This window comes from Xanthomonas sp. NCPPB 3570 (genome assembly GCF_056725115.1).
Genome location: NZ_CM161513.1, coordinates 381,831 through 404,351 on the forward strand (window position 1 = coordinate 381,831; position 22,521 = coordinate 404,351).

Annotated in this window: 20 protein-coding genes; 14 read left to right on the forward strand and 6 right to left on the reverse strand. The window is 69.9% G+C overall.

Features of this window, described 5'->3' with window-relative positions; genetic code table 11:
• Positions 1-99: 99 nt before the first annotated feature.
• On the reverse strand, positions 100-708 hold the full coding sequence (locus tag AC1PLR_RS01715; RefSeq protein ID WP_209245227.1) for a TIGR00645 family protein: 609 nt from the start codon (positions 706-708) through the stop codon (positions 100-102).
• A gap of 113 nt (positions 709-821) precedes the next feature.
• On the opposite strand from AC1PLR_RS01715, the gene AC1PLR_RS01720 reads away from it, so the two are divergent.
• The 4 genes from AC1PLR_RS01720 (at position 822) to AC1PLR_RS01735 (ending at position 6,474) form a co-directional block, all read left to right on the forward strand.
• Complete coding sequence (locus tag AC1PLR_RS01720; RefSeq protein WP_153751779.1) at positions 822-1,511, forward strand: glutathione binding-like protein; 690 nt, start codon at positions 822-824, stop codon at positions 1,509-1,511.
• Positions 1,512-1,581: 70 nt separating this feature from the next.
• A complete protein-coding gene (locus tag AC1PLR_RS01725) occupies positions 1,582-3,813 on the forward strand; it encodes a S9 family peptidase (RefSeq protein WP_481102457.1) in 2,232 nt (743 codons plus the stop codon).
• A 54-nt stretch (positions 3,814-3,867) separates the two neighbouring features.
• Complete coding sequence (locus AC1PLR_RS01730; protein WP_481102458.1) at positions 3,868-4,452, forward strand: cytochrome c oxidase assembly factor Coa1 family protein; 585 nt, start codon at positions 3,868-3,870, stop codon at positions 4,450-4,452.
• Between the two features lie 216 nt (positions 4,453-4,668).
• Positions 4,669-6,474, forward strand: a complete 1,806-nt coding sequence (locus AC1PLR_RS01735; protein ID WP_481102459.1) for a DUF885 domain-containing protein — start codon at positions 4,669-4,671, stop codon at positions 6,472-6,474.
• A gap of 41 nt (positions 6,475-6,515) precedes the next feature.
• Here AC1PLR_RS01735 and AC1PLR_RS01740 read toward each other — a convergent pair whose 3' ends face one another.
• Together AC1PLR_RS01740 and AC1PLR_RS01745 are read right to left on the reverse strand one after the other, a co-directional pair.
• Entirely contained in the window at positions 6,516-6,881 is a 366-nt protein-coding gene (locus tag AC1PLR_RS01740; RefSeq protein ID WP_481102460.1) for a hypothetical protein, read from the reverse strand.
• Between the two features lie 228 nt (positions 6,882-7,109).
• Positions 7,110-7,559 (reverse strand): hypothetical protein, encoded by a 450-nt coding sequence (locus AC1PLR_RS01745; protein WP_481102461.1) that lies wholly within the window; start codon positions 7,557-7,559, stop codon positions 7,110-7,112.
• A 172-nt stretch (positions 7,560-7,731) separates the two neighbouring features.
• On the opposite strand from AC1PLR_RS01745, the gene AC1PLR_RS01750 reads away from it, so the two are divergent.
• Together AC1PLR_RS01750 and hemB are read left to right on the forward strand one after the other, a co-directional pair.
• The gene (locus AC1PLR_RS01750; RefSeq protein WP_481102462.1) at positions 7,732-7,980 is read left to right on the forward strand and encodes a hypothetical protein; all 249 of its coding nucleotides are present in this window, start codon (positions 7,732-7,734) and stop codon (positions 7,978-7,980) included.
• Between the two features lie 207 nt (positions 7,981-8,187).
• Positions 8,188-9,180: a porphobilinogen synthase gene (gene hemB / locus AC1PLR_RS01755; RefSeq protein ID WP_481099644.1), complete on the forward strand. Its 993-nt coding sequence runs from the start codon at positions 8,188-8,190 to the stop codon at positions 9,178-9,180.
• Between the two features lie 133 nt (positions 9,181-9,313).
• Here the strand turns inward: hemB and AC1PLR_RS01760 are convergent, their stop codons facing one another.
• Positions 9,314-10,303 (reverse strand): NAD-dependent epimerase/dehydratase family protein, encoded by a 990-nt coding sequence (locus AC1PLR_RS01760; protein ID WP_481102463.1) that lies wholly within the window; start codon positions 10,301-10,303, stop codon positions 9,314-9,316.
• A 91-nt stretch (positions 10,304-10,394) separates the two neighbouring features.
• Here AC1PLR_RS01760 and AC1PLR_RS01765 point away from each other — a divergent pair, with 91 nt between their 5' ends.
• Complete coding sequence (locus AC1PLR_RS01765) at positions 10,395-11,282, forward strand: LysR family transcriptional regulator (protein WP_481103512.1); 888 nt, start codon at positions 10,395-10,397, stop codon at positions 11,280-11,282.
• Positions 11,283-11,395: 113 nt separating this feature from the next.
• On the opposite strand, the gene AC1PLR_RS01770 is transcribed toward AC1PLR_RS01765, so the two are convergent.
• Complete coding sequence (locus AC1PLR_RS01770) at positions 11,396-12,151, reverse strand: DNA/RNA non-specific endonuclease (RefSeq protein ID WP_019801907.1); 756 nt, start codon at positions 12,149-12,151, stop codon at positions 11,396-11,398.
• Positions 12,152-12,353: 202 nt separating this feature from the next.
• On the opposite strand from AC1PLR_RS01770, the gene AC1PLR_RS01775 reads away from it, so the two are divergent.
• Complete coding sequence (locus AC1PLR_RS01775) at positions 12,354-14,861, forward strand: PepSY domain-containing protein (protein ID WP_481103513.1); 2,508 nt, start codon at positions 12,354-12,356, stop codon at positions 14,859-14,861.
• A 409-nt stretch (positions 14,862-15,270) separates the two neighbouring features.
• Here AC1PLR_RS01775 and AC1PLR_RS01780 read toward each other — a convergent pair whose 3' ends face one another.
• Complete coding sequence (locus AC1PLR_RS01780; RefSeq protein WP_371184265.1) at positions 15,271-16,161, reverse strand: TolB family protein; 891 nt, start codon at positions 16,159-16,161, stop codon at positions 15,271-15,273.
• A 52-nt stretch (positions 16,162-16,213) separates the two neighbouring features.
• On the opposite strand from AC1PLR_RS01780, the gene aroE reads away from it, so the two are divergent.
• The 6 genes from aroE to katB all read left to right on the forward strand — a co-directional run bounded on the left by aroE (position 16,214) and on the right by katB (position 22,492).
• The gene (gene aroE, locus AC1PLR_RS01785) at positions 16,214-17,062 is read left to right on the forward strand and encodes a shikimate dehydrogenase (RefSeq protein WP_481069810.1); all 849 of its coding nucleotides are present in this window, start codon (positions 16,214-16,216) and stop codon (positions 17,060-17,062) included.
• A 49-nt stretch (positions 17,063-17,111) separates the two neighbouring features.
• Positions 17,112-17,438 carry a hypothetical protein gene (locus AC1PLR_RS01790; protein WP_209245212.1) on the forward strand — a complete coding sequence of 109 codons (327 nt, stop codon included), beginning with the start codon at positions 17,112-17,114 and terminating at the stop codon, positions 17,436-17,438.
• A 63-nt stretch (positions 17,439-17,501) separates the two neighbouring features.
• Positions 17,502-17,834 carry a hypothetical protein gene (locus AC1PLR_RS01795; protein ID WP_481099651.1) on the forward strand — a complete coding sequence of 111 codons (333 nt, stop codon included), beginning with the start codon at positions 17,502-17,504 and terminating at the stop codon, positions 17,832-17,834.
• Between the two features lie 67 nt (positions 17,835-17,901).
• Entirely contained in the window at positions 17,902-20,040 is a 2,139-nt protein-coding gene (gene dinG, locus AC1PLR_RS01800) for an ATP-dependent DNA helicase DinG (RefSeq protein WP_010340313.1), read from the forward strand.
• Between the two features lie 125 nt (positions 20,041-20,165).
• Positions 20,166-20,663: a hypothetical protein gene (locus AC1PLR_RS01805; RefSeq protein WP_420008640.1), complete on the forward strand. Its 498-nt coding sequence runs from the start codon at positions 20,166-20,168 to the stop codon at positions 20,661-20,663.
• A gap of 305 nt (positions 20,664-20,968) precedes the next feature.
• Positions 20,969-22,492, forward strand: coding sequence for a catalase KatB (gene katB, locus AC1PLR_RS01810; protein WP_481102464.1), 1,524 nt, complete (start codon positions 20,969-20,971; stop codon positions 22,490-22,492).
• Positions 22,493-22,521 lie beyond the last annotated feature (29 nt).

Consider the following 22,521-nt stretch of genomic DNA (forward strand, 5'->3'; position numbering starts at 1 on the left):
AGCCGCCAGCGCACCCCATCGGTCAATCTAGCATCCGCGGCCGCCGCGTGTGTGGCAGCCGCAGCGCTGCGGCAAAAAGCGTGACGCTGCGCGCGTCGTTCAGTGCGCCGGCCGCGCCGGCGCGGATCCGGACATGATCCGGTCGGTCCAGGCGATGCCGATCGCCGACAGGATGAAGATGCCATGGATGATGGTCTGCCACAGCACGCCGGTGGCGGTCAGCGTCGCGCAGCTCTTCAGGTCCACCGTGCCCACGGCGCTGGCCAACTGCTCCGGCGAGCACATCGGCATGCCGCCGAGCGCGCCGACCGCGATGAAGGTCTTGAGCAGGTGGATCGAGGAGATGCCGATGATCGACAGCGCCAGCTTGACCTTGAGCACGCTGGCGTTGACGTGGCTCAGCCACTCCGGCTGGTCCGGGTGGCCTTCCAGGCCCAGCCGCGACACGAAGGTCTCGTAGCCGCCGACGATCACCATCACCAGCAGGTTGGAGATCATCACCACGTCGATCAGGCCGAGCACGATCAGCATGATCTGCTGCTCGCCCAGGCGCGGCGCCTCGTGGATCAGGTGCCACAGTTCCTTGCCGAACAGGAACACGTACACGCCCTGGGCCACGATCAGCCCCAGGTAGAGCGGCAACTGCAGCCAGCGCGAGGCGAAGATCAGGTTGGACAGGGGATGCAGGCGGGGCCGCTCGGGAGTCATGGCGTGGTCTGGAATGCTGCGTTGCGGGAGCGGCCAGGGTACCCGGCCGGCGATGACGCTGCCAAGCCGGGGGCCGCCGCTACACTCGGGATCCCCTGTCCAGGAACGCCGCCATGATCGATCTGTACTACTGGCCCACCCCCAACGGCCACAAGGTCACCCTGTTCCTCGAGGAAGCCGGGCTGGACTACACGCTCAAGCCGGTCAACATCGGCGCCGGCGAGCAGTTCGCGCCCGAATTCCTGGCGATCTCGCCCAACAACAAGATGCCGGCCATCGTCGACCACGCCCCTGCCGACGGCGGCGCGCCGCAGAGCGTGTTCGAGTCCGGCGCGATCCTGCTGTACCTGGCCGAGAAGACCGGCCGCTTCCTGCCGGCCGATCCGCGCGGGCGCGTGCTCGCGCTGGAATGGCTGTTCTGGCAGATGGCCGGGCTCGGCCCGATGACCGGGCAGATGGGGCATTTCAACGTCTACGCGCCGGAGAAGATCGGCTATGCGATCGAGCGCTACGGCAACGAGGTGCGGCGCCTGCATGGCGTGCTGGACAAGCGCCTGGCGCACAGTGCCTACCTGGCCGGCGACGACTACGGCATCGCCGACATGGCCAGCTACCCGTGGATCGAGGTGTACAACGGCCTGACCCCCGACTACGCCGCCTTCCCGCACCTCAAGCGCTGGCACGAGGCCATCGCCGCGCGTCCGGCCACCCAGCGCGCCTACGCCCTGAAGGAGCAGGTGAACCCGAACGCGGGCAAGCCGCTCAGCGATGCCGAGCGCAAGCACCTGTTCGGGCAGCGCTGAGCCGGCGCGCTTCTCAAATCCCGGGCGCACGCGCATCATCCGTGCGCTCGGTGCTCCATCAGGAACCTTCATGCGCTCTCTGTTCGCCGCTCTCGCCCTCATGCTCGCCACCCCCATCGTTCCCGCCCACGCCGAGAAACTGACCCTGGAGGCCATCACCGGCAGCAAGCCGCTGTCCGGGCCGACCCTGATGAAGCCCAAGGTGGCGCCGGACGGCTCGCGGGTGACCTTCTTGCGCGGCAAGGACAGCGACCGCAACCAGCTGGATCTGTGGGAGTACGACATCGCCAGCGGCCAGACCCGCATGCTGGTGGATTCCAAGCTGGTGCTGCCCGGCACCGAGACCCTCAGCGACGAGGAGAAGGCGCGCCGGGAGCGCCAGCGCATCGCCGCCTACACCGGCATCGTCGAGTACCAGTGGTCGCCGGATGCGCATGCGCTGCTGTTCCCGCTCGGCGGCGAGCTGTACCTGTACGACCTGCGCAAGACCGGCAGCGCCGCGGTGCGCAAGCTCACCCACGGCGAAGGTTTCGTCACCGATCCGAAGATCTCGCCCAAGGGCGGCTACGTCAGCTTCGTGCGCGGACGCAACCTGTGGGTGATCGACCTGACTAGCGGCCAGCAGCATCAGCTCACCCACGACGGCAGCGAGACCATCGGCAACGGCGTGGCCGAGTTCGTCGCCGACGAAGAGATGGACCGCCACACCGGCTACTGGTGGGCGCCGGACGACTCGGCGATCGCCTTCGCGCGCATCGACGAAACCGAGGTGCCGGTGCAGAAGCGCCCGGAGGTCTACGCCGACCACACCGAGGTGGTGGAGCAGCGCTATCCGCAGGCCGGCCAGCCCAACGTCAAGATCCAGCTCGGCACGATCGCGCCGCGCGCCGGCGCGCAGCCGCAGTGGATCGACCTGGGCAAGAACCCGGACATCTACCTGGCGCGGGTGGACTGGCGCGATCCGCAACGGCTGACCTTCCAGCGCCAGTCGCGCGACCAGAAGCGCCTGGAGCTGATCGAGGCGACCCTGGCCACCGGCAAGCAGCGCGTGCTGATCACCGAGACCAGCCCGACCTGGGTGCCGCTCACCTACGATCTGCACTTTCTCAAGGATGGGCGCTTCGTCTGGGGCTCGGAGCGCAGCGGCTACGAACACCTGTACCTGGCCTCGGAAGACGGCCGCACGCTGCGCCCGCTGACCCAGGGCGAGTGGATGGTGGACGAACTGCTGGCGGTGGACGAGGCGGCCGGCAAGGTCTATTTCTCCGCGACCAAGGAGTCGCCGACCCAGACCCAGCTGTACGCGGTGCCGCTGGCCGGCGGCGCCATCGAAAAGCTGTCCAAGCCCAACGGCACGCATGCCGCCAGCTTCGCCAAGAACGCCAGTGTGTATGTCGACAGTTGGTCCAACACCACCACGCCGCCGCAGATCGAGCTGTTCCGCGCCAACGGCGAAAAGATCGCCACCCTGCTGGTCAACGACCTGGCCGATCCGCAGCATCCCTACGCCGCCTACCGCGAGGCGCAGCGTCCGGTCGAGTTCGGCACCCTGACCGCCGCCGACGGCAAGACCCAACTGCACTACCGGCTGATGAAGCCGGCCGGCTTCGATCCGGGCAAACGCTATCCGGTGGTGGTCTACGTGTACGGCGGCCCGGCCGCGCAGACCGTGGTCGATGGCTGGCCCGGCCGTGGCGATGCGCTGTTCGACCAGTACCTGGCCCAGCATGGCTACGTGGTGTTCTCGCTCGACAATCGCGGCACGCCGCGCCGCGGCCGCGATTTCGGCGGCGCGCTGTACCAGCACCAGGGCACCGTGGAAGTGGACGACCAGTTGCGCGGCGTGGCCTGGCTGAAGGCGCAGCCGTGGGTGGATGCGGCGCGTATCGGCGTGTACGGCTGGTCCAACGGCGGCTACATGACCCTGATGCTGCTGGCCAAGCACAGCGAGGCCTATGCCTGCGGCGCCGCCGGCGCGCCGGTGACCGATTGGGGTCTGTACGACAGCCACTACACCGAGCGCTACATGAACCTGCCCAAGGCCAATCCCGACGGCTACCGCGACAGCCGCGTGGCCGCGCACCTGGACGGGCTGACCTCGCAACTGCTGCTGCTGCACGGCATGGCCGACGACAACGTGCTGTTCACCAACTCCACCTCGCTGATGAGCGAACTGCAGAAGCGCGGCAAGCTGTTCGAACTGATGACCTATCCGGGCGCCAAGCACGGCCTGTCCGGCAGCAATGCGCTGCATCGCTATCGCACCACCGAGGCGTTCCTGGCGCGCTGCTTGAAGCCCTGAGTCCATCGCTGCGCTTCCCTCTCTCTCCGCTTCCGCATGACAAGGAGTGACGCCATGTCGAGTCCGCCGCCGCTGCCCGGCACGTCCGATCCCACCTCCGCCACGGCACAGCCGCCGGCCAAGCGCGGCTGGTGGGCGCGGCACTGGAAATGGGCGGTGCCGCTGATCGCGCTGGTGCTCGGCGCCCTGCTGCTGGCGTCGATCGCGGTGTTCGTGCTTGGCATCGCGCGCGTCACCAAGTCCTCCGAGCCGTACCGGGTCGGCGTGATGGCCGCGCAACGCGATCCGCGCGTGGCGGCCGCGCTGGGCGCGCCGATCAAGGACGGCATCATGCCCAGCGGCAGCTTCAACAGCAGCGGTGGCGGCAGTGGCAATGCCGAGCTGAGCGTGTCGCTCCACGGCACGCGCGCCAACGGCACCCTGTACATCGAAGCCGAGCGCCATGCGGGTGAGTGGCACTACACCACCTTGCAGGTCTTGCCGGATGCGGGTGAAGCGATCCCGCTGCTCGATGCGCTCGGGCAGGACGCCGACAGCGACGGTGACGAGGACGCGGACGGGATGGCGGTCGAGGCGCCGCCGGTGCCCGCGGCGGACGTGCACAGCGCCACGCCTGCCGAGGCCGACGTCACGCAATAGCGGCGGCAAGCGGTTAGCCGCGCACATCGTGTGCGGTCGACAGCATCCACAGGCACGCGATGGCGTATCGCCGCGAGTCTGCATTGACGCAGCCACGCTGCGGCGTCACCACCGCCGCATGCTGCATCGCCGCGCGGTGGCGGCCATGACCTCCGGCAGATGGCCGATCCGGTAATGCCGCGTACGGTCCCTGCATCGTTCTGTCGGAGCTGCGCCATGAAGCCACGTGTCCTCGCCATCGCCCTGACCCTGGCGCTGGCGGCACCTTCGCCGTTTCCTGCGTTGGCGGCCCCGATCGCACCGGCTGCCGCGTCGGCCACGCACGCGCCCGCTTGGGTGGAGCGCAGCAATGCCTTCGCGCAGATCCTGCTGCAGGCGCAGGCGCCGTTCCAGGCCGAGGAAGTGAGCTTCTTCGGCGTGCCGGGATTCGACGACCAGGTCTCCGATTTCGGTCCCGACAACGCGCGGCGCTTCCGCGAGGCCACCAGCGCCGCGCGCCGCACGCTGCAGGAAAAACTGCAGGTGGAGCGCGATCCCAACGTGCGCCAGGACCTGGCGATCCTGATCCATGCCGCCGACCAGTCCATCGAGGGCAGCACGCTCAACGAGCGCTTTCTGCTGCCATGGACCGACGCGCCGCAGCACGTGTTCGGCGGCATCAACAACCTGTTGTCCGAGCAGGTACCGGCGGCGCGCCGCGCCAAGGCGCTGCTGCGGTTGCAGCGTTACGTCGGCCTGGCGCCGGGCAGCACCTCGACCCTGCAGCTGGCGCGGCAACGCTACGAAGAGAAGCGCGCCGACGGCAACCTCCTGCAGCCGACCAAGCGCGAGGTCGAGCAGGCCTTGAGCAACGTCGATACCTACGCCAAGGGCATTCGTTCGTTGTTCGCCGAGTACAAGATCATCGGCGCGGAGGCGGCGCTGGCGGCGATGGACAAGCAGTTCCAGGACTACGCCACCTGGACGCGCACGGTGGTGTTGCCGCAGGCACGCGAGGATACGCGCCTGCCGCCCGAGCTGTATGCGTTCCAGCTCAAGCAGGTCGGCATCGACATCTCTCCCCAGGTGCTGATGCAGCGCGCGCAGCTGGAATTCATGGAAACCCGCGCGGCGATGCAGCAACTGGCGCCGCTGGTGGCCGCCGCGAAGGGCCTGCACGGCGACGATGCCCGCGACTACCGCACCGTGCTGCGCGCGCTCAAGCGCGACACCATCCCCGACGACAAGCTCGAGGCGCACTACCGCAGCGTCATTGACCGCATCGATCCGATCATCCGCCAGCAGCGCATCGTCGACGTGCCGCAGCGGCCGATGCAGATGCGCCTGGGCTCGCCGGCGGAAAGCGCCGCGCAACCGGCACCGCATTTCCGCCCGGCGCCGCTGGTCGGCAACACCGGCGAGCAGGGCACCTTCGTGCTGCCGCTGGGCAATCCGGACAGCGCCGGCAAGGGCGAGCACTACGACGATTTCAACTTCGGCGCGGCGGCGTGGACGCTGAGCGCGCACGAGGGCCGGCCCGGCCACGAGCTGCAGTTCACCGCCATGGTCGAGCGCGGCGTGTCGCTGGCGCGCAGCCTGTTCGCATTCAATTCGGTCAACGTCGAAGGCTGGGCGCTGTACGCCGAGGCCGAGATGGTGCCGTACGAGCCGCTGGACGGGCAGTTGATCGCCCTGCAGTTCCGCCTGCTGCGCGCGGCGCGGGCCATGCTCGACCCGATGCTCAACCTCGGCCTGATCGACCGCGAGCGCGCCCGCCTGGTGCTGGAGAACGACGTCGGCCTGTCGCCGGCGATGGCGCGGCAGGAACTGGACCGCTACATGGTGCGCGCGCCCGGCCAGGCCGGCAGCTACTTCTACGGCTACAGCCGCATCCTGGAGCTGCGCATGCGCACCGAACTGGCGCTGGGCGCCAAGTTCGACCGGCTGAAGTTCAACAACTTCCTACTCGACCAGGGGCTGCTCCCGCCGGACCAGTTGGCCGCGGCGGTGGACGAGGTGTTCGTGCCGTCGCAGCGCAAGTGAGGGCGGGCGTATCGCTGCGCGGGAGCGCAGCGGTACGGCCGTCAGTGCTCGTAGGGCACGCTTTCCGGGCGCCGGCTCGGATCTGTCCAGTTACCTTGTTTGGCGGCTGCCGGACAGATGTCTTCGTACTGCTGCACAGCCACGATCGCGGTGGGCGTCCACGCACCGCAATGCCAGCCATGCTTGCAACAGGGAACCGGACTCGGCTTCAGGCAATAGCCTGGGTCCGCTTGCCACGACCCACTGATCGGATCGATCGGGCTCCAGTTCTTGTCGACACCTTTGCAGCCCTGGGTGCAGAACACGAAGGGGTCGTTGTCGCGGCACACAAGCTTTGTGTAGACGGGTGCGGCAATGGTGGGAAACGACAGCACGCATGCCGCTAAAATCCATATCCAGCGCTTCATAGGCTCTCCTCCTAGATGAAGACGACTCAGCGGTCTTCTGCTGCTTGAAGACGATCCAACTCACGGATTCCCTACCCGAGTGAGCGGACGGCCCCAGGTTCGCGTCCGGACGGGATCGTCCGTTCTTCCTGCGTGTGGACCATAGCGCAGGATTATTGCAGCGCTTGAATAAGGCATGCCGCTCCGGCACTGGCTGTGACGCCGTGCGTCGAGCTCGGTGGCCGACCCTCAGCGCTCCCCTGGGGCCGCCTGCGCCGGCACCGGCGCCCCCGGCGGCACCCAGATCGCCATGCCGGCGGCGCGCTTCTGCGTGGTGGGGATGCCGATGCCCAGGCCGCCACCGACGTGGCCGCCGTAGCTGCCCGCGCCGACCGACAGGCCGCCGCCGGAGCGCTGCGAACCCACGCCCATCAGCACCACGCCGTTGGCGCCGAGCTTGGCCGCGTCGCGCTTGAGCCGGTCCACCGCTGCGTCGGTCTGGCCCTGGGTGCCGAAGCCGGCCGCGCTGGAGGCTTCCAGCTGGGCGATATCCACCGCTCCCGGCGGCGGCGCGGAGTAGATCTGCACCAGCGCCGGATCGATTGGCGGCCGTGCCGCGCCGACCATCACCTTCGAGGAACTGGCGCAGCCGGCCAGGCTCAGCAGCAGCGCCAGCGGCAACAACGGTCGGATCTTCATGGCCTTGCCCCCGTCTTCGGATCTGACGCGATCATAGGCGGGCCGGGTGAATCGTGCCGAACCCGCCGCTGTCGCACCCTGGCAGGGCCGCCGTGATCCCCATGCCAAGAGTTGGGTTGCCTGGCCTGCGCCGCGCGCTATGGTGCAGGCTCACATTCGCACGGAGGCCGGCATGGGCCTGATCAGTCTGCTGTGGGGCATCGTGGCGTTGCTGTGGATGATCCTGGCCTTCATCCCGCTGCTCGGCTGGGGCAACTGGTTCCTGATCCCGTTCGCCGCGGTCGGCGCGCTGATCGCCGCGATCGGGCTGCTGTTCACCGCCACGCCCAATCGCGGCCGCGCCAAGACCGGCCTGATGCTCAACGCGCTGGTGATCGTGGTCGGGGTGATCCGGCTGAGCCTGGGTGGTGGCGTGATCTGAGCCGCGTGCCGGGCGACCGGCATGCTGTGTTGCAGCATCCTGCGCTGCGTGCCGCGCCGGCGGGAGTAACATGCGCAGCCGACGGCGGCCCGCGCGTGGGCTGCCCTGCGTTCATGCCGGTGCCGGCGGCGCGGCCTGCGGTGCCTGGCGGCACCGGCCGCGCGACTGGCGCGGCCTCCCAACATCCGCCCACCCAGGAGCCTGCACGTGGCCCATCCCCACTATCGTCCCCGGCGCATGCGCCGCGACGCCTTTTCGCGCCGGCTGATGCGCGAACACACCCTGACCGTCGACGACCTGATCTGGCCGGTGTTCGTGCACGACGTGCCCGGGCGCACACCGATCGCCTCCATGCCCGGCGTGGAGCGGCTGTCGATCGAGGAACTGCTGAAGGAGGCCGAGGCCGCGCTGGAACTGGGCATCCCGGTGATCGACCTGTTCCCGGTGATCGACCCGGCCGGCAAGTCGCTGGACGCGGCCGAGGCCTGGAACCCGGACGGCTTGGCGCAGCGCGCGGTGCGCGCGCTGAAGACGCGCTTCCCCGAGCTGGGGGTGATGACCGACGTGGCGCTGGATCCGTACACCAGCCACGGCCAGGACGGGATCATCGACGACCGCGGCTACGTGCTCAACGACATCACCGTCGAGGCGCTGGTGCAGCAGTCGCTGTCGCATGCGCAGGCCGGCGTGGACATCGTCTCGCCGTCGGACATGATGGACGGGCGCATCGGCGCGATCCGCCGCGCGCTGGATGCCGACGAACATCTGCACGTGCGCATCATGGCTTACTCGGCCAAGTACGCCTCGGCGTTCTACGGCCCGTTCCGCGAGGCGGTGGGCAGCGCCGGCAACCTCGGCAAGGCCGACAAGACCACCTACCAGATGGACCCGGCCAACGGCGACGAGGCCTTGCGCGAGATCGCCCTGGACCTGGAAGAGGGCGCGGACATGGTGATGGTCAAGCCCGGCATGCCCTACCTGGACGTGGTGCGGCGGGTGAAGGACGCATTCCGCGTGCCGACCTTCGCCTACCAGGTCAGCGGCGAGTACGCGATGCTCAAGGCGGCGATCGGCAACGGCTGGCTGGACGAGCGCGCCTGCGTGCTGGAGTCGCTGATGGCGTTCAAGCGTGCCGGCGCCGACGGCGTGCTGACCTACTTCGCGCCGCAGGTGGCGCGCTGGCTGCGCGAGGCGCGCTGAGCCGGCATCTGTCTGTGCAAGTGGCTGCAGCGCACGTCCGATAACGATGGTCGGCGTGCTGTAGGAACTGCTCCAGCCGCGATCGCGCTTCAATGGGAAAGCCCGGTCGCGGCTGAAGCCGCTCCTACGCGCGTCAGGCCGATCGGGCAGTCGCCGGCAGACAGCCCAGCCCCTGCAGCGTCGCCTCCACCGCCTCATCCAGCGGTGTGTGCGGTTCTTCGCCCAGCAGTTCCAGCAGCCGCGCGTTGCGCATGCGCAGCGGGTGCCGCCACAGCGGACGCATCTCGTGCAGTTCGCGCGCCAGCGGCCAGAACGGCACGGCCAGGGTCAGCAGCGGCCACGGGAAGCGGCGCGTGCGTGGCGGTGCCAGGCCGTGGCGCTGCGCGACCCGCGCGATCGCCGCGGCCATCTGCGTGCCGTCGGCGTCCCAGTGCCCTTCCATGTGCAGGCGGGCGAAGGCCGGCAGGCGTGCGCGCTGCTGCAGCAGAGCCAGCATGGTCCGCGCGACGTCCGGCACATAGGCCCACTGGTGGCCCACGCCCGGATCGCCCGGCAAGGTCACAGTCGCGACCGGTCGCCCGGGCCGCACCAGCCCCTGCGCGAACCAGCTGTTGCCCACGCGCGGGCCGAAGAAGTCGCCGGCGCGCACCACGATGGCCCGTGCGCCCTGCGTGGTCGCCGCCTGCAGGCGGCGCTCCAGTTCCACCCGGATCGCGCCCTTGCGCGTGACCGGGGCCTGCGGCGCGTCTTCGTCCGGCGCCGGATAGGCGTCCGGGCCGTAGTTGTAGACCGTGCCCGGCAGGACCACGGTGGCGCGCTCGGCGATCGCCGCGGCCACGGTGTTGTCGATCATCGGCAGCACCAGCTCCGACCAGCGCCGGTAACCGGGCGGGTTCACCGCATGCACGATCACCGCGCAGCCCCGGGCCGCCTGCAGCACGTCTGCGCGTTGCAGCGCATCGCCGCGGAGCCAGTGGATGCCGTCGCGCTCCGCGCTGGGGTGGGCGAGGCCGCGCTGCAGGGCGCGCACCTGCCAGCCGGCGTCGCGCAACTGCCGCGCCAGTTCGCCGCCGATGCCGCCGCTGGCGCCCAGCACCAGGGCCGTGGAAGAAGAAGGGGACATGACAGCGCTCCGTTGGGGTCGGCGCTCAGTGTCGGTGCCGGTGCCGCTCAAGAAAATTGGCGAATACTGCGAACCAGCTATACATTTCTGTATGGACAACGCGATCGGCTGGGAACTCTACCGGTCCTTCCTGGCGGTGCTGGAGGAAGGCTCGCTGTCGGCGGCGGCACGTGCGTTGGGCCTGACCCAGCCCACCGTCGGCCGCCACGTGGCGGCGCTGGAACAGGCGCTGGCGGTGCCGCTGTTCGTGCGTTCGCAGACCGGCCTGCTGCCGACCGATGCCGCGCTGGCCTTGCGCGGGCATGCGCAGGCGATGGGCAGCCTGGCCGCGTCGCTGCAGCGCGCGGCGGGCCGCCACGGCGATGCGGTCCGCGGCACGGTGCGCATCGCCGCCAGCGAGGTGATCGGGGCGGAACTGCTGCCGCCGGTGCTGGCGGCCCTGCGTCGCGCGCATCCGCAGCTGCGGCTGGAACTGGTGCTGAGCAACCGGGTGCAGGACCTGCTGCATCGCGAGGCCGACGTGGCGGTGCGCATGACCCGGCCCACGCAGGACGTGCTGATCGCGCGTCATGTCGGCGAGGTGGCGGTGGCGCTGTTCGCGCACCAGGACTATGTGGACCGGCACGGTCTGCCGCAGGCGTTGGAGGACCTGCCGCAGCACGCGCTGATCGGCTTCGATGCGGAGACGCCGTTCCTGCGCGCGGCGCGTAGTGCCTTGCCGGCATGGCGGCGCGAGGCGTTCGCGTTGCGCGCCGACAGCGACCTGGCGCAACTGGCATTGCTGCGCGCCGGCTGCGGCATCGGTTTCTGCCAGGTTGCGCTGGCGCGACGCACGCCGGCGCTGGTGCCGGTGCTGCCGCAGCAGGTGCGCGTGGGCCTGGACAGCTGGATCGTGATGCACCAGGACGTACGCGGCAGCGCCGCCTGCAGCGCGGTGTTCGCGGCCCTGGTCGAGGCGATGACGGCGCACACCGCCTGACGGGCGCACGCGGTGGTCGTGGCGGCCGGCGCCACGCGCATCCGGCCGCCCAACCCGGGCAGGGTGTCAGAACGCTTTTACCAATCCCGAATCCCCACTCCCGAATCTCCGCCTCACGGCAACGTCAGCGCGATCGGATTGGCCTTCATGCTGGCGCTGATCGCCGGGAACGGATCCACGCCGGACATGGTGATGACGTCGTTGATCGACACCACGTCGCAGTTGATGGTGCTGTCGTTGACGCACATGTAGGCGGCCGCGCCGTTGCCCGGCTCGTACACCGCCTTCCACACGTAGTCCGGGACCTGCACGTTGTCGGCGCCGATGCTGCTGCGCGTGCCGCTGTCGAAGGCCGGGCCGGTGACCACGTAGACCTCGCCGCGCTGCTTGGCCAGCTGGCGCACCTGCTCCTCGATCCGCGCCCACTCGCCGGTGTTGAGCTTGTGGTCCTGCGGGACCACGTTGGCCATCGAGAAGGTTTCCTTCTCCGAGTTGGTGGTCGAGGCGTCGCCGGCCGGGGTCATGTGGCCGCGGTCGTAGCCGGAGTTGGTGTAGTCCGAGGTGTGCGAGCGGTCGGCGGCGGGGATGCCGGTCTCGTCGTGGAAGGAGCCGACGCGGCCGATCGATTCGGCACCGGCGACCTGCTGGTCGGTGATGTGCTCGGCCGAGTACAGCGGACCCTTGGTCACGCCCGAGGCCATCAGCACGTATTCGGTATGGCAGACCTCGGTGGTGCGGCTGGTGATCGACGCGTCGAGCGTCGGCGCCTTGCCGCCGGCGTAGAGCGTGGGGCAGCTGGTGGCGGCGCTGGCCGCCTGGGCGGCGAACAGCGCAAGCAGGGCAAGACAACCGCGCAGGGAGACGGACATTGCAGGAACCTCGGGGGTGGTCGATGGAGGTGAAGAAACTGGCCACGTTCGATGTCCGTCAGGTGACCGCTGGATGTGCTGCCAATGGCAACTGCGCCGCGGGTCACGCTTGGCGGTAGACGCCGCAGGGCGACGTATCAATCGCATGCGATAAGCGTTCTCATTTACAATGCGCGACCGCCCCGTCCCGCACCGCGCCGCCGTGATCAAGTCGCTGTTGTTCCAGTTGCATTGGCTGCTCGGCATCAGCGCCGGTCTGGTGCTGTCGGTGATGGGGCTGAGCGGGGCCACGCTTGCCTTCGAGGACGAGATCGTGCGCCTGGCCAATCCGCCGCTGGCGGCCATCGCCGCACGCCATGCCGCCGGCGAGCAGCCCTTGCCGCTGGCCGAACTGGCGCGGCGCCTGGACCTGGACGGCGCGCACCGCAGTAACCGCCTGCTGATCGATCCCACCGGCACGCGGCCGTCCGCGGTGCGCCTGCCGGGCCGCGACGGCGGCCGCCTGTACTTCGACCCCTACACCGGCGCGGTGCTGCCGGCGCCGCGCCTGGACGGGTTCTTCTCCTTCGTCGAAGACCTGCACCGGCGCCTGGCCGCCGGCGAGCGCGGCAAGGCGGTCACCGGGGTTTGCGCCTTCGTGCTGATCTTCTTCTGCCTGTCCGGCCTGTATCTGCGCTGGCCGCGGCGCTGGTGGAGCTGGCGCGCGTGGTGGGCGGTGGAGTGGAACCGGCAGGGGCGCAGCTTCCTGTGGAGCCTGCACTCGGTGATCGGTACCTGGTGCCTGCTGGTGTACCTGCTGATCGCCGCGACCGGGTTGTACTGGTCCTACGACTGGTACCGGCAGGGACTGGTGGCGGTGCTCGGCGGCGATGCCGCGCCCAAGGAGAGGGAGGGCGGCCGTGGCGGCAAACCACCGGCGGTGGACTACGCGCGGCTGCAGGCGGCCCTGGCGACCGTGCCGGCGGCGCAGCGCGCCTACCTGGACCTGCGTCTGCCTGGCCGCAGCGGCCAGCCGATCGTGGCCCGCTACCTGCCGCCCGATCCGGCGCACGACCGCGCCTACGACAGCGTGGAGGTCGATCCGGCCAGCGGCCGCGTCCTGCGCCACCTGGAATATCGGCAGCAACCGCTGGGCCGGCGCCTGCTGACCAGCATGTTCGCGCTGCACAGCGGCAGCTTCTTCGGCCTGCCCGGGCGCGTGGCGATGCTGCTGGCGAGCCTGTGCATGTCGCTGTTCTTCGTCACCGGCTGGATGCTGTACCTGGATCGTCGGCGCAAGAAGCGCGCCTTGCGCGCAGCGCGGCGCGCGCTGCCGGGATTGGTCGGCGATGCCGCCGGCGCCTGGCTGGTGTGCTTCGCCAGCCAGAGCGGCCTGGCCGAGCGCCTGGCCTGGCAGACCGCCGCGCACCTGCAGGCCGCCGGCCTGGCGGTGGAGGTGCGTTCGCTGGCGCAACTGGAGCTGGCGCACCTGCGCGGCGCGCGGCGCGTGCTGTTCGTGGTCAGCACCTTCGGCGACGGCGAACCGCCGGACGCGGCGCGCGGTTTCGTCCGGCGCGTGTTGCGCCAGGCGCAGCCCTTGCCGGAGCTGCGCTACGCCATGCTCGGCCTGGGCGACCGGCAGTATCCGCAGTTCTGCGGCTTCTCTCGCGAGGTGCAGCGCTGGCTGGAGGCGCAGGGCGCGCAGGCGCTGTTCCCACCACTGGAAGTGGACAACGCCGACCCGCAGGCGCTGGCGCAGTGGCAATGGCAACTGTCCGCGCTCACCGGCGTGGCGGCGTCGGCGCCGGTGCTGCAGGCGCCGGAACCGCTGGACTGGCGCCTGGCCGGCCGCGTCCTGCTCAATCCCGGCAGCGCCGGCGCGCCGGTGTGGCGCATCGACCTGGTGCCGCCGCCGCAGGCGCACTGGCATGCCGGCGACATCCTGGAAGTGCAGCCTTGCCACGCCGCCGACGCGGTCCGCACCTGGCTCGCCGCGCAAGCGTTGGATGCCGAGCAGACGGTGCAGGCCGATGGTGTGCCTCAGCCGTTGTGGCAGGCGCTGGCATCCCGCGCGCTGACGCCGCCGGCGTCGGGCGACGACGTGCAGTCCTGGGTGGACGCGCTGCCGAATCTGCCGTTGCGCGAATACTCGATCGCCTCGGTGCCGGCCGACGGCCTGCTGCAGCTGGTCGTGCGCCTGACCCTGCGCGACGACGGCAGCCCCGGGCTCGGCGCCGGCTGGCTGTGCCAGCACGCGCCGCTGGGCGCGGTACTGCGCGCACAGGTGCGCGCCAACCCGGGGTTTCGCCGGCATGGCGCTGCGCCGATGCTGTTGATCGGCAACGGCACCGGTATCGCCGGCCTGCGCAGCCTGCTGCGCGAGGCCGAGCAGGCCGGTGTGCACGGGCACTGGTTGCTGTTCGGCGAGCGCAACGCCGCGCACGATGCGCTGTTCTGCGACGACCTGCAGGCGTGGCAGGCCGCCGGCCATCTGCAGCGCCTGGATCTGCTGTTCTCGCGCGACCAGGCGCACAAGCGCTACGTGCAGGACGGGCTGCGCGAATCCGCCGATGCGGTCCGCGACTGGGTCGCGCGCGGTGCCACCGTGTACGTCTGCGGCAGCCTCGCCGGCATGGCCCGCGACGTGGATGCGGCACTGCGCGAGATCCTGGGCGAGGACGCGCTGGATGCGCTCAGCGCCGAGGGGCGCTACCGGCGCGACGTGTACTGAGGCGCTGCGCCGATCGCAGTGCGATCCAGGGTCTTGCGTGCAAGCCCTGATCGTCGCTGCGCATCATGATGCTGGGCTGAGGACGGCGGCAGCCATTAGGGATCCTCTGATCCATGCGGAATGCACGCGTGTAGGAGCGGCTTCAGCCACGACCAGGCGCTAGATGGGATGCTGTCTCGGCCGTTCCCGCAAGGGGAAGAGAACCACTGCCGCAGGATGACGACGTGTCCCGCTGCCCTGCAGCAGAGCGAGTCGTTAGAGGAGCACTTCGGTCGCGGCAAGCAACCGGGCGATGCGTCCGAGTGCCATGCGTCGGGACTGAAGTCCCTCCCACAACGGCTTTCTGGTCCCACTGCGGCGTGTCGGCATGGCAGCAGGCCGGACCGTCTCGCGCCGCCGCGCAACCCGCTTACCTGCAGTCGTCGCTACCGGTGGCGGTCGGCGCCTTGATCCGGTACAGGTCGCGCTTGCCAGCCCTGGGCGCGCGGGCGCTGCCTGACAGCAACAGCTCGCTGGGCTTGGATGCATCCAGCACGGCACCGGCGGTATGGCCGTCGCTGCCGTTGAACGACAGCGCCAGCGGCTGCGGGTCCGCGTAGCGGCCGCCGGCGCATTGCGCCAGCAGCACCTGGCTGCTCGCATTGCCGTGCGCACGCGCGAACAGCAGCGCGCGGCCGTCGCCCAGCCATGCCGCATCGGTCTCGTCGTCGGCGCTGTTGACTTCGGCCAGCGCCTGCGGTGCGGTGAAGGTCTGACCCTGCAGGCGCGCCACGAACAGGTCCAGGCCGCCGGCGCCGCCATGGCCGTCGCTGGCGAATAGCAGCCGCGTGCCGTCCAGCGACAGGGCCGGCGCACGTTCGTTGCCCGGCGAATTCACCGCCGCGCCCAGGTTCTGCGGCGCACCGTAGCTGCCGTCGGCCAGCAGCGGCGCGCGATACAGGTCGCTGCCGCCGTGGCCGCCGGGACGATCGGAGGCGAAGTACAGCCAGTGTCCGTCGGCGCTGAAGAACGGGTCGCTGTCCAGGTTCGGCGAGTTCAGCGGCGCCGGCAGCGGCTGCGGGTCGCTCCAGCGGCCGTCGCGCAGCAGCGCCTGCCACAGGTCGCCGCCGCCGGGCCCGCCGGCGCGGTCGGGACTGGCCCAGACGATGCGCTGGCCGTCTGCCGAGACGCTGGCGCGGTTCTCGTCGGCAGCGGTCGACACCACGCCCATGCCCTCGATGCCGAATTCGGAAAGCGCGAACGCACACGGCGCGCAGAGTAAACTCGCGGCCAGCGCGAGCGGCAGGGCAGGGGTCCGCATGAGGGATTCCATGGAATGTCGCCGCCAGTCTAAAACAACTAACGAGCGCTCCATGCCCAACTCCCGTTTTGCCGTGTTCGGCCATCCCGTCGCCCATTCGCTGTCGCCGCGCATCCACGCCGCCTTCGCCAAGCAGACCGGCATCGCCCTGCAATACGAGGCGATCGACGTCCAGGCCGACGGGTTCGCCGCGGCGCTGGCCGCCTTTGCCGCCGACGGCGGTGTCGGCGCCAACGTGACCCTGCCGCTGAAGGAAGCCGCGTTCGCGCTCAGCGTGGTGCACAGCGCACGCGCGCAGTCGGCCGGTGCGGTCAACACGCTCAGCTACCGCGATGGACAGTGGCACGGCGACAACACCGACGGCGCCGGCCTGGTGCGCGACCTGACCGACCGCAACGGCCTGGACCTGCGCGGCCGCCGCGCGCTGCTGCTGGGCGCCGGCGGCGCCGCGCGCGGCGTGGCGCCGGCGCTGCTGGAGGCCGGCGTGCAGCAACTGGTGGTGGTCAACCGGGCGCCGGAACGCGCCGATGCGTTGGTCGATGCGCTGGGCGAGCCGGCACGCGCGATCTCGCGCTACTGGGAGGACCTGCGCGAGCTGGGCGATTTCGAACTGATCGTCAACGCAACCACCATCGGCCGCGACCCGGCCGCCAGCTTCACCCTGCCGCTGTCGCTGATCAACAGCATGACCCTGGCGGTGGACCTGAACTACGGCGAGGTGGCGATCGCGTTCCTGGCCTGGGCGCGTGCGGCGCGCTGCCGCGACACCGTGGACGGCCTGGGCATGCTGGTGGAACAGGCCGCCGAGAGCTTCGAGGCATGGCATGGCGTGCGCCCGGACACCGATCCGGTGTATGCCGCGCTGCGCGAGCGCGATGCGGTCCTGGTCAGCGCCGACTGACGCCTGCGTCTTCATCGAGAGGAACGACTGCGTGGACACTGGACTTGCGATGCAAATGTTGACGACCCTGCTGTTCCAGCTGCCGGTCGTGGTGGTGTACGTGGTGGGCATGGCGCTGCTGGCCACGCGGCGACCTGGCCGCCCACGCACGCTGGGCCTGTGCGGGTTGAGCCTCATGCTGGTGGTGATGCTGCTGGGCACGGCGCTGTCGATGTTGCCGATGTGGCTGATGTCGCGTGGCGCCAGCCTGTCCCAGTTCACCATGTGGCTGGGCGTGCTGCGCGCGGTCCTCAGCCTGATGTTGACGGTGGGCGTGCTGCTGGTGGTCCTGGCGCTGCGCTTCGCCCTGCCGCCCCGCGTGGCGCCGCCGCACTGACCGACGCCACCGGATTCGAGGGAGGACGCGATGCTGGCAATGGGGCTGCACCCGCTTCTGGACATGAGCGTGCTGACCGGCGCGCTCGGCCTGCTGGCGCGCCTGTTGCTGCCGCTGATCGCCCTGCTGATGCTCCCGCGGCTGGCGCCGGGCCAAGCGCGCACCCTGGCGCGGCTCGGGCTGACGGTGTTGCTGATGGACGCGATCCTGCCGCGGCTGTTGAACGCGATCCTGGGCTCGGTGGCGCTGCTGTCTCCGCAGTTCCGCGGCGTCCATCCGGACGCTTCCGCGCTGGTGCATCTGCTGGACGATGCGCTGTACGTGGCCGGCCTGGCGTTGCTGCTGCGCGCGCTGTGGCTGGCGTTGCCGCGCAAGGCCGCGCCGCCGCTGCCATAACGCGGCACGCCGCACCGTTCAGTTCCCGCGTTTCAGTCCCTGCGACGGGACGTGAGAAAATGCCGGGATGACCGATTCCGCTTCGCCGTCGACGCCGCCCGCGTCCGGCCCGTCCCCGCGTCAGCTCACCGAACCGGTCAAGCTGGCGATCCGCGATGCCTACGCCAAGCTGCAGGCCAATACGCCGGGCTTCCGCGTGCGCCGTGCGCAGAGCCAGATGATCGGCGTGGTCTCGCGCGCGCTGGGCACCTCCGGCGGGGTGGGCGTGGCCGAGGCGCCCACCGGCGTCGGCAAGAGTCTGGGCTATCTGACCGCCGGCGTGCCGATCGCCCTGGCCAGCAAGAAGAAGCTGGTGATCAGCACCGGCACGGTGGCGTTGCAGTCGCAGCTGGTCGAGCGCGACATCCCGGCCTTCCTCAAGGCCACCGGGCTGGAGGCCACGGTGGCGCTGGCCAAGGGCCGCACCCGCTACCTGTGCACGCGCAACGTTGCCGAGCTGCATGGCGAGGCGGCGCAGGACAGCATGTTCGAGGACGAGGCGCCGCTGTACGACCGTCCGCTGAGCCCGGCCGAGGCCGAGCAGGCGCGGGCGCTGGCCAAGGCCTACGCCGACCGGACCTGGAACGGCGATCTGGATGCCGCGCCGGAGCCGGTGCCGCCGTCGCTGCGCGCGCGCATCACCACCAATGCGGCCGGCTGCGCCGGGCGGCGCTGTTCGTTCGCGGTGCAGTGTCCGGTGCTGAAGGCGCGCAGCGAGGTGCGCGATGCGCAGATCGTGGTCACCAACCATGCCCTGCTGCTGTCGGCGCTGTCGCTGGGCGACAGCGACAACGGCCAGCCGCTGATCGCGCCGCCGTCGGACATGCTGCTGGTGCTCGACGAAGGCCATCACATCGCGGGCGTGGCCATCGACCAGGGCGCGGCGAACCTGCCGCTGGACGAGATGGCGCGGCGCACCGGCCGCCTGCAGGCGCTGGTCGGCGCCGCCTACCGGCTTGCCGACAAGGACCGCATCGGCAACCAATTGCCAAACGAGGCGGTCGAACTGGCCGCGCGGGTGGCCAAGGGCCTGAAGGCATTCCGCGCCGAGATCGAACGGGTGTGGGTGCCGGAGCCGGGCCAGGACGAACCGATGTGGCGCGCGCCCAATGGCCGCCTTCCCGAGGACTGGAAGCCGCTGATCGATGCGCAGGCGCAGGACACCGGGGCGCTGCTGAACTGGGTGCAGGCCGCGCACCAGATGGCGGCCAAGTCCAAGCAGGAGGACGCGGCCAAGGAGCGCCTGCAGCGCAACCTGGGCATGGCCCTGGAGATGGTCGAGCAGCAGTACGCGCTGTGGCTGGGCTGGCGCCGCGAGGACCAGGACGGGCAGCCGCCGATGGCGCGCTGGATCACCGCCTCGCGCGATGCCGATCTGATCTGCCATTGCTCGCCGGTGTCGGCCGCGCAGGTGCTGCGCTCGCTGCTGTGGAGCGAGGTGGACGCGGCGGTGCTGACCTCGGCCACGCTCACCGGCGGCGGCGATTTCCAGGCACTGGCGATCGACAACGGCCTGCCCGCGCATGCGGAGATGGTGTCGCTGTCTTCGCCGTTCGATCTGCCCAACCAGGCCGAACTGATCGTGCCGGCGTTCCCGGTGGCGCCGGACGACCGCGAGGGCCATCCGCGCGAAGTGGCGCGCTACCTGGTGCGCGAACTGGACTGGGGCAAGGGCTCGATCGTGCTGTTCACCTCGCGCTGGAAGATGCTCAAGGTGGCCGACCTGCTGCCGATCGCGCAGCGCAACCGCGTGCTGGTGCAGGGCGAGGGCTCCAAGTCGCAGATGATCGGCGAGCACATGCGCCGCATCGCCGCCGGCGAGGGCTCGGTGCTGTTCGGCCTCAATTCCTTCGGCGAGGGCCTGGACCTGCCGGGCGAGGCCTGCACCACGGTGGTCATCACCCAGGTGCCGTTCGCGGTGCCGACCGATCCGCAGACCGCCACGCTCGGCGAATGGTTCGAGAGCCGCGGCCTCAATGCCTTCAACCTGATTGCGGTACCGCACGCGCTGCGCACCCTGACCCAGTTCGCCGGCCGCCTGATCCGCACCGCCGACGACCACGGCCGCGTGATCATTCTCGATTCGCGGCTGCTGACCAAGCGCTATGGCAAGCGCATCATCGATGCGTTGCCGCCGTTCAAGCGGGTGATCGGCCAGCGGATGTGACGTCCGTTGGGCTGCCGATGTGACGCCGTGCGCCAAGCCGGCATCGCATGGGCGGGAACCCGTCTGCGCGCGGACAGGCCGTTCGCACTGGTCTAGTATCGTGGGCGACAGGGGGAAACATCATCATGCGAATCGCCACACGCTGGGCGTTCGGAGCGGCGTTGTGCGTGCTGACCAGCATCGCCGCGGCGGGTCCGATCGGTGCACCGACAGATGACGCTGCTGCGGCAGCGCCGGCCAATCCGGCCTATCGCACGCAACTGCTGCAGTTGATCAGCGACGACGCGCAGGCACGCGCCGATCTCAAGCGGGACTACTCGCCGCAGCGGCTGCAGCACGACACCGTCTCGCTGCGCGCGTATGCACGCGAGGTGCGCATGGCGCAGAAGCAAAGCCAGGAGCGCCTGACCGATCTGATCCGGCGCCAGGGCTTTCCCGATACGCAGGCGGTCGGCGCCGAGACGGCGCACGCGGTGTTCCTGATCGCCCAGCGCATCACCGAGCCTGGCTTTCGCGCCGACTTCCAGCGCGGCATCGATGCGGCCGTGCAGCGCGCCGCCTACAGCCAAGCCGATCAGGCACTGTTCGCCGATCGCAGCCGCGCGCTGAGCGCCAAGCGCTAGCGTCCGCCATCGCGGCGCTACGCGGGGTGCATCGCGCCGCGGTGCGCTTGCTGCCGCATCGCCAGGCATCGTCGCTGCTGATGGCACGTGCGCGCGTCTACATTTTGCGGCCGATCTGCAGCTGCATCGTCGTCGAGTGACGCTGCGACGACGCTGCAGCTGCAACGGATTGCGCGCTCTACCAATGGTCGCGATCACAGTGCGCGGATGCGATTGGCCGCGTCGATGGCATCGATCGCAAGGAACGAATGTTCTGCGCGCCGGACTGCCGCCATGCTGCAGCTCCCTTCACGCGAGCCGACGCCATGCGCCCTGGATCCCTGTTGTTGCTTGTCCTGTTGTCGCCTTCCCTGATCCTGTCGGCCAGCGCCGCCCAGTCCGCGCTCACCCGCGACAACGGTGCGCCGGTGGGCGACAACCAGAACTCGCAGACCGCCGGGCCCAACGGCCCGACGCTGCTGCAGGACGTGCAACTGATCCAGAAGCTGCAGCGTTTCGACCGCGAGCGCATCCCCGAGCGCGTGGTGCACGCGCGCGGCACTGGCGTGCATGGCGAGTTCACCGCCACCGCCGACATCTCCGAGCTGAGCAAGGCCAAGGTGTTCGCGCCGGGCACCACCACGCCGGTGTTCGTGCGCTTCTCCTCGGTGGTGCACGGCAACCATTCGCCGGAGACGCTGCGCGACCCGCACGGCTTCGCCACCAAGTTCTACACCAGCGAAGGCAACTGGGACCTGGTGGGCAACAACTTCCCCACCTTCTTCATCCGCGACGCGATCAAGTTCCCGGACATGGTGCACGCGTTCAAGCCGGACCCGCGCACCAACCTCGACGACGATGCGCGCCGCTTCGACTTCTTCTCGCACGTGCCCGAGGCGACCCGCACGCTGACCCTGCTGTATTCCAACGAAGGCACGCCGGCCGGCTACCGCTTCATGGACGGCAACGGCGTGCATGCCTACAAGCTGGTCAACGCGCAGGGCCAGGTGCACTACGTCAAGTTCCACTGGAAGAGCCTGCAGGGCCTCAAGAACCTGGATCCGCAGCAGGTGGTGGCGGTGCAGGGCAAGGACTACAGCCACCTGACCAACGACCTGGTCGGCGCGATCAAGCGCGGCGACTATCCGAAGTGGGATCTGTACATCCAGGTGCTCGCGCCCGAGGATCTGGCCAAGTTCGATTTCGACCCGCTGGATGCCACCAAGATCTGGCCGGGCGTGCCCGAGCGCAAGATCGGGCAGATGGTGCTGAACAGGAACGTGGACAACTTCTTCCAGGAGACCGAGCAGGTGGCGATGGCGCCGGCCAACCTGGTGCCGGGCATCGAGCCGTCGGAAGACCGCCTGTTGCAGGGACGCATCTTCTCCTACGCCGACACCCAGCTGTACCGCGTCGGCACCAACGGCCTGAGCCTGCCGGTGAACCGGCCGCGGGTGGCGGTCAACAACGGCAACCAGGACGGGGCGATGAACGCCGGCAGCACCAGCAGCGGCGTGAACTACGAGCCGAGCCGGCTCAGCCCGCGGCCGCAGGATCCGAACGCGCGCTACAGCCAGTTGCCGCTGTCCGGCACCACCCAGCAGGCCAGGATCGCGCGCGAGCAGAACTTCAAGCAGGCCGGCGAGCTGTTCCGCAGCTACAGCAAGAAGGAGCAGCAGGACCTGATCCAGAGCTTCGGCGAATCGCTGGCCGGCACCGACGACGCGAGCAAGCACATCATGCTCTCGTTCCTGTACAAGGCCGACCCGGCCTACGGCAGCGGCGTGGCGCGGGTGGCCAAGGGCGACCTGGCGCGGGTCAAGCAACTGGCCGCGCAGTTGCAGGATTGATGCGTCTCACGCGCGGCCCGGCGGCGGCA

Coding starts and splice junctions, on each gene's coding strand:
- AC1PLR_RS01715 (WP_209245227.1), bottom strand. CDS start 708: ATGACTCCCGAGCGGCCCCGCCTGCATCCCCTGTCCAACCTGATCTTC.
- AC1PLR_RS01720 (WP_153751779.1), top strand. CDS start 822: ATGATCGATCTGTACTACTGGCCCACCCCCAACGGCCACAAGGTCACC.
- AC1PLR_RS01725 (WP_481102457.1), top strand. CDS start 1,582: ATGCGCTCTCTGTTCGCCGCTCTCGCCCTCATGCTCGCCACCCCCATC.
- AC1PLR_RS01730 (WP_481102458.1), top strand. CDS start 3,868: ATGTCGAGTCCGCCGCCGCTGCCCGGCACGTCCGATCCCACCTCCGCC.
- AC1PLR_RS01735 (WP_481102459.1), top strand. CDS start 4,669: ATGAAGCCACGTGTCCTCGCCATCGCCCTGACCCTGGCGCTGGCGGCA.
- AC1PLR_RS01740 (WP_481102460.1), bottom strand. CDS start 6,881: ATGAAGCGCTGGATATGGATTTTAGCGGCATGCGTGCTGTCGTTTCCC.
- AC1PLR_RS01745 (WP_481102461.1), bottom strand. CDS start 7,559: ATGAAGATCCGACCGTTGTTGCCGCTGGCGCTGCTGCTGAGCCTGGCC.
- AC1PLR_RS01750 (WP_481102462.1), top strand. CDS start 7,732: ATGGGCCTGATCAGTCTGCTGTGGGGCATCGTGGCGTTGCTGTGGATG.
- AC1PLR_RS01760 (WP_481102463.1), bottom strand. CDS start 10,303: ATGTCCCCTTCTTCTTCCACGGCCCTGGTGCTGGGCGCCAGCGGCGGC.
- AC1PLR_RS01765 (WP_481103512.1), top strand. CDS start 10,395: ATGGACAACGCGATCGGCTGGGAACTCTACCGGTCCTTCCTGGCGGTG.
- AC1PLR_RS01770 (WP_019801907.1), bottom strand. CDS start 12,151: ATGTCCGTCTCCCTGCGCGGTTGTCTTGCCCTGCTTGCGCTGTTCGCC.
- AC1PLR_RS01780 (WP_371184265.1), bottom strand. CDS start 16,161: ATGCGGACCCCTGCCCTGCCGCTCGCGCTGGCCGCGAGTTTACTCTGC.
- aroE (WP_481069810.1), top strand. CDS start 16,214: ATGCCCAACTCCCGTTTTGCCGTGTTCGGCCATCCCGTCGCCCATTCG.
- AC1PLR_RS01790 (WP_209245212.1), top strand. CDS start 17,112: ATGCAAATGTTGACGACCCTGCTGTTCCAGCTGCCGGTCGTGGTGGTG.
- AC1PLR_RS01795 (WP_481099651.1), top strand. CDS start 17,502: ATGAGCGTGCTGACCGGCGCGCTCGGCCTGCTGGCGCGCCTGTTGCTG.
- dinG (WP_010340313.1), top strand. CDS start 17,902: ATGACCGATTCCGCTTCGCCGTCGACGCCGCCCGCGTCCGGCCCGTCC.
- AC1PLR_RS01805 (WP_420008640.1), top strand. CDS start 20,166: ATGCGAATCGCCACACGCTGGGCGTTCGGAGCGGCGTTGTGCGTGCTG.
- katB (WP_481102464.1), top strand. CDS start 20,969: ATGCGCCCTGGATCCCTGTTGTTGCTTGTCCTGTTGTCGCCTTCCCTG.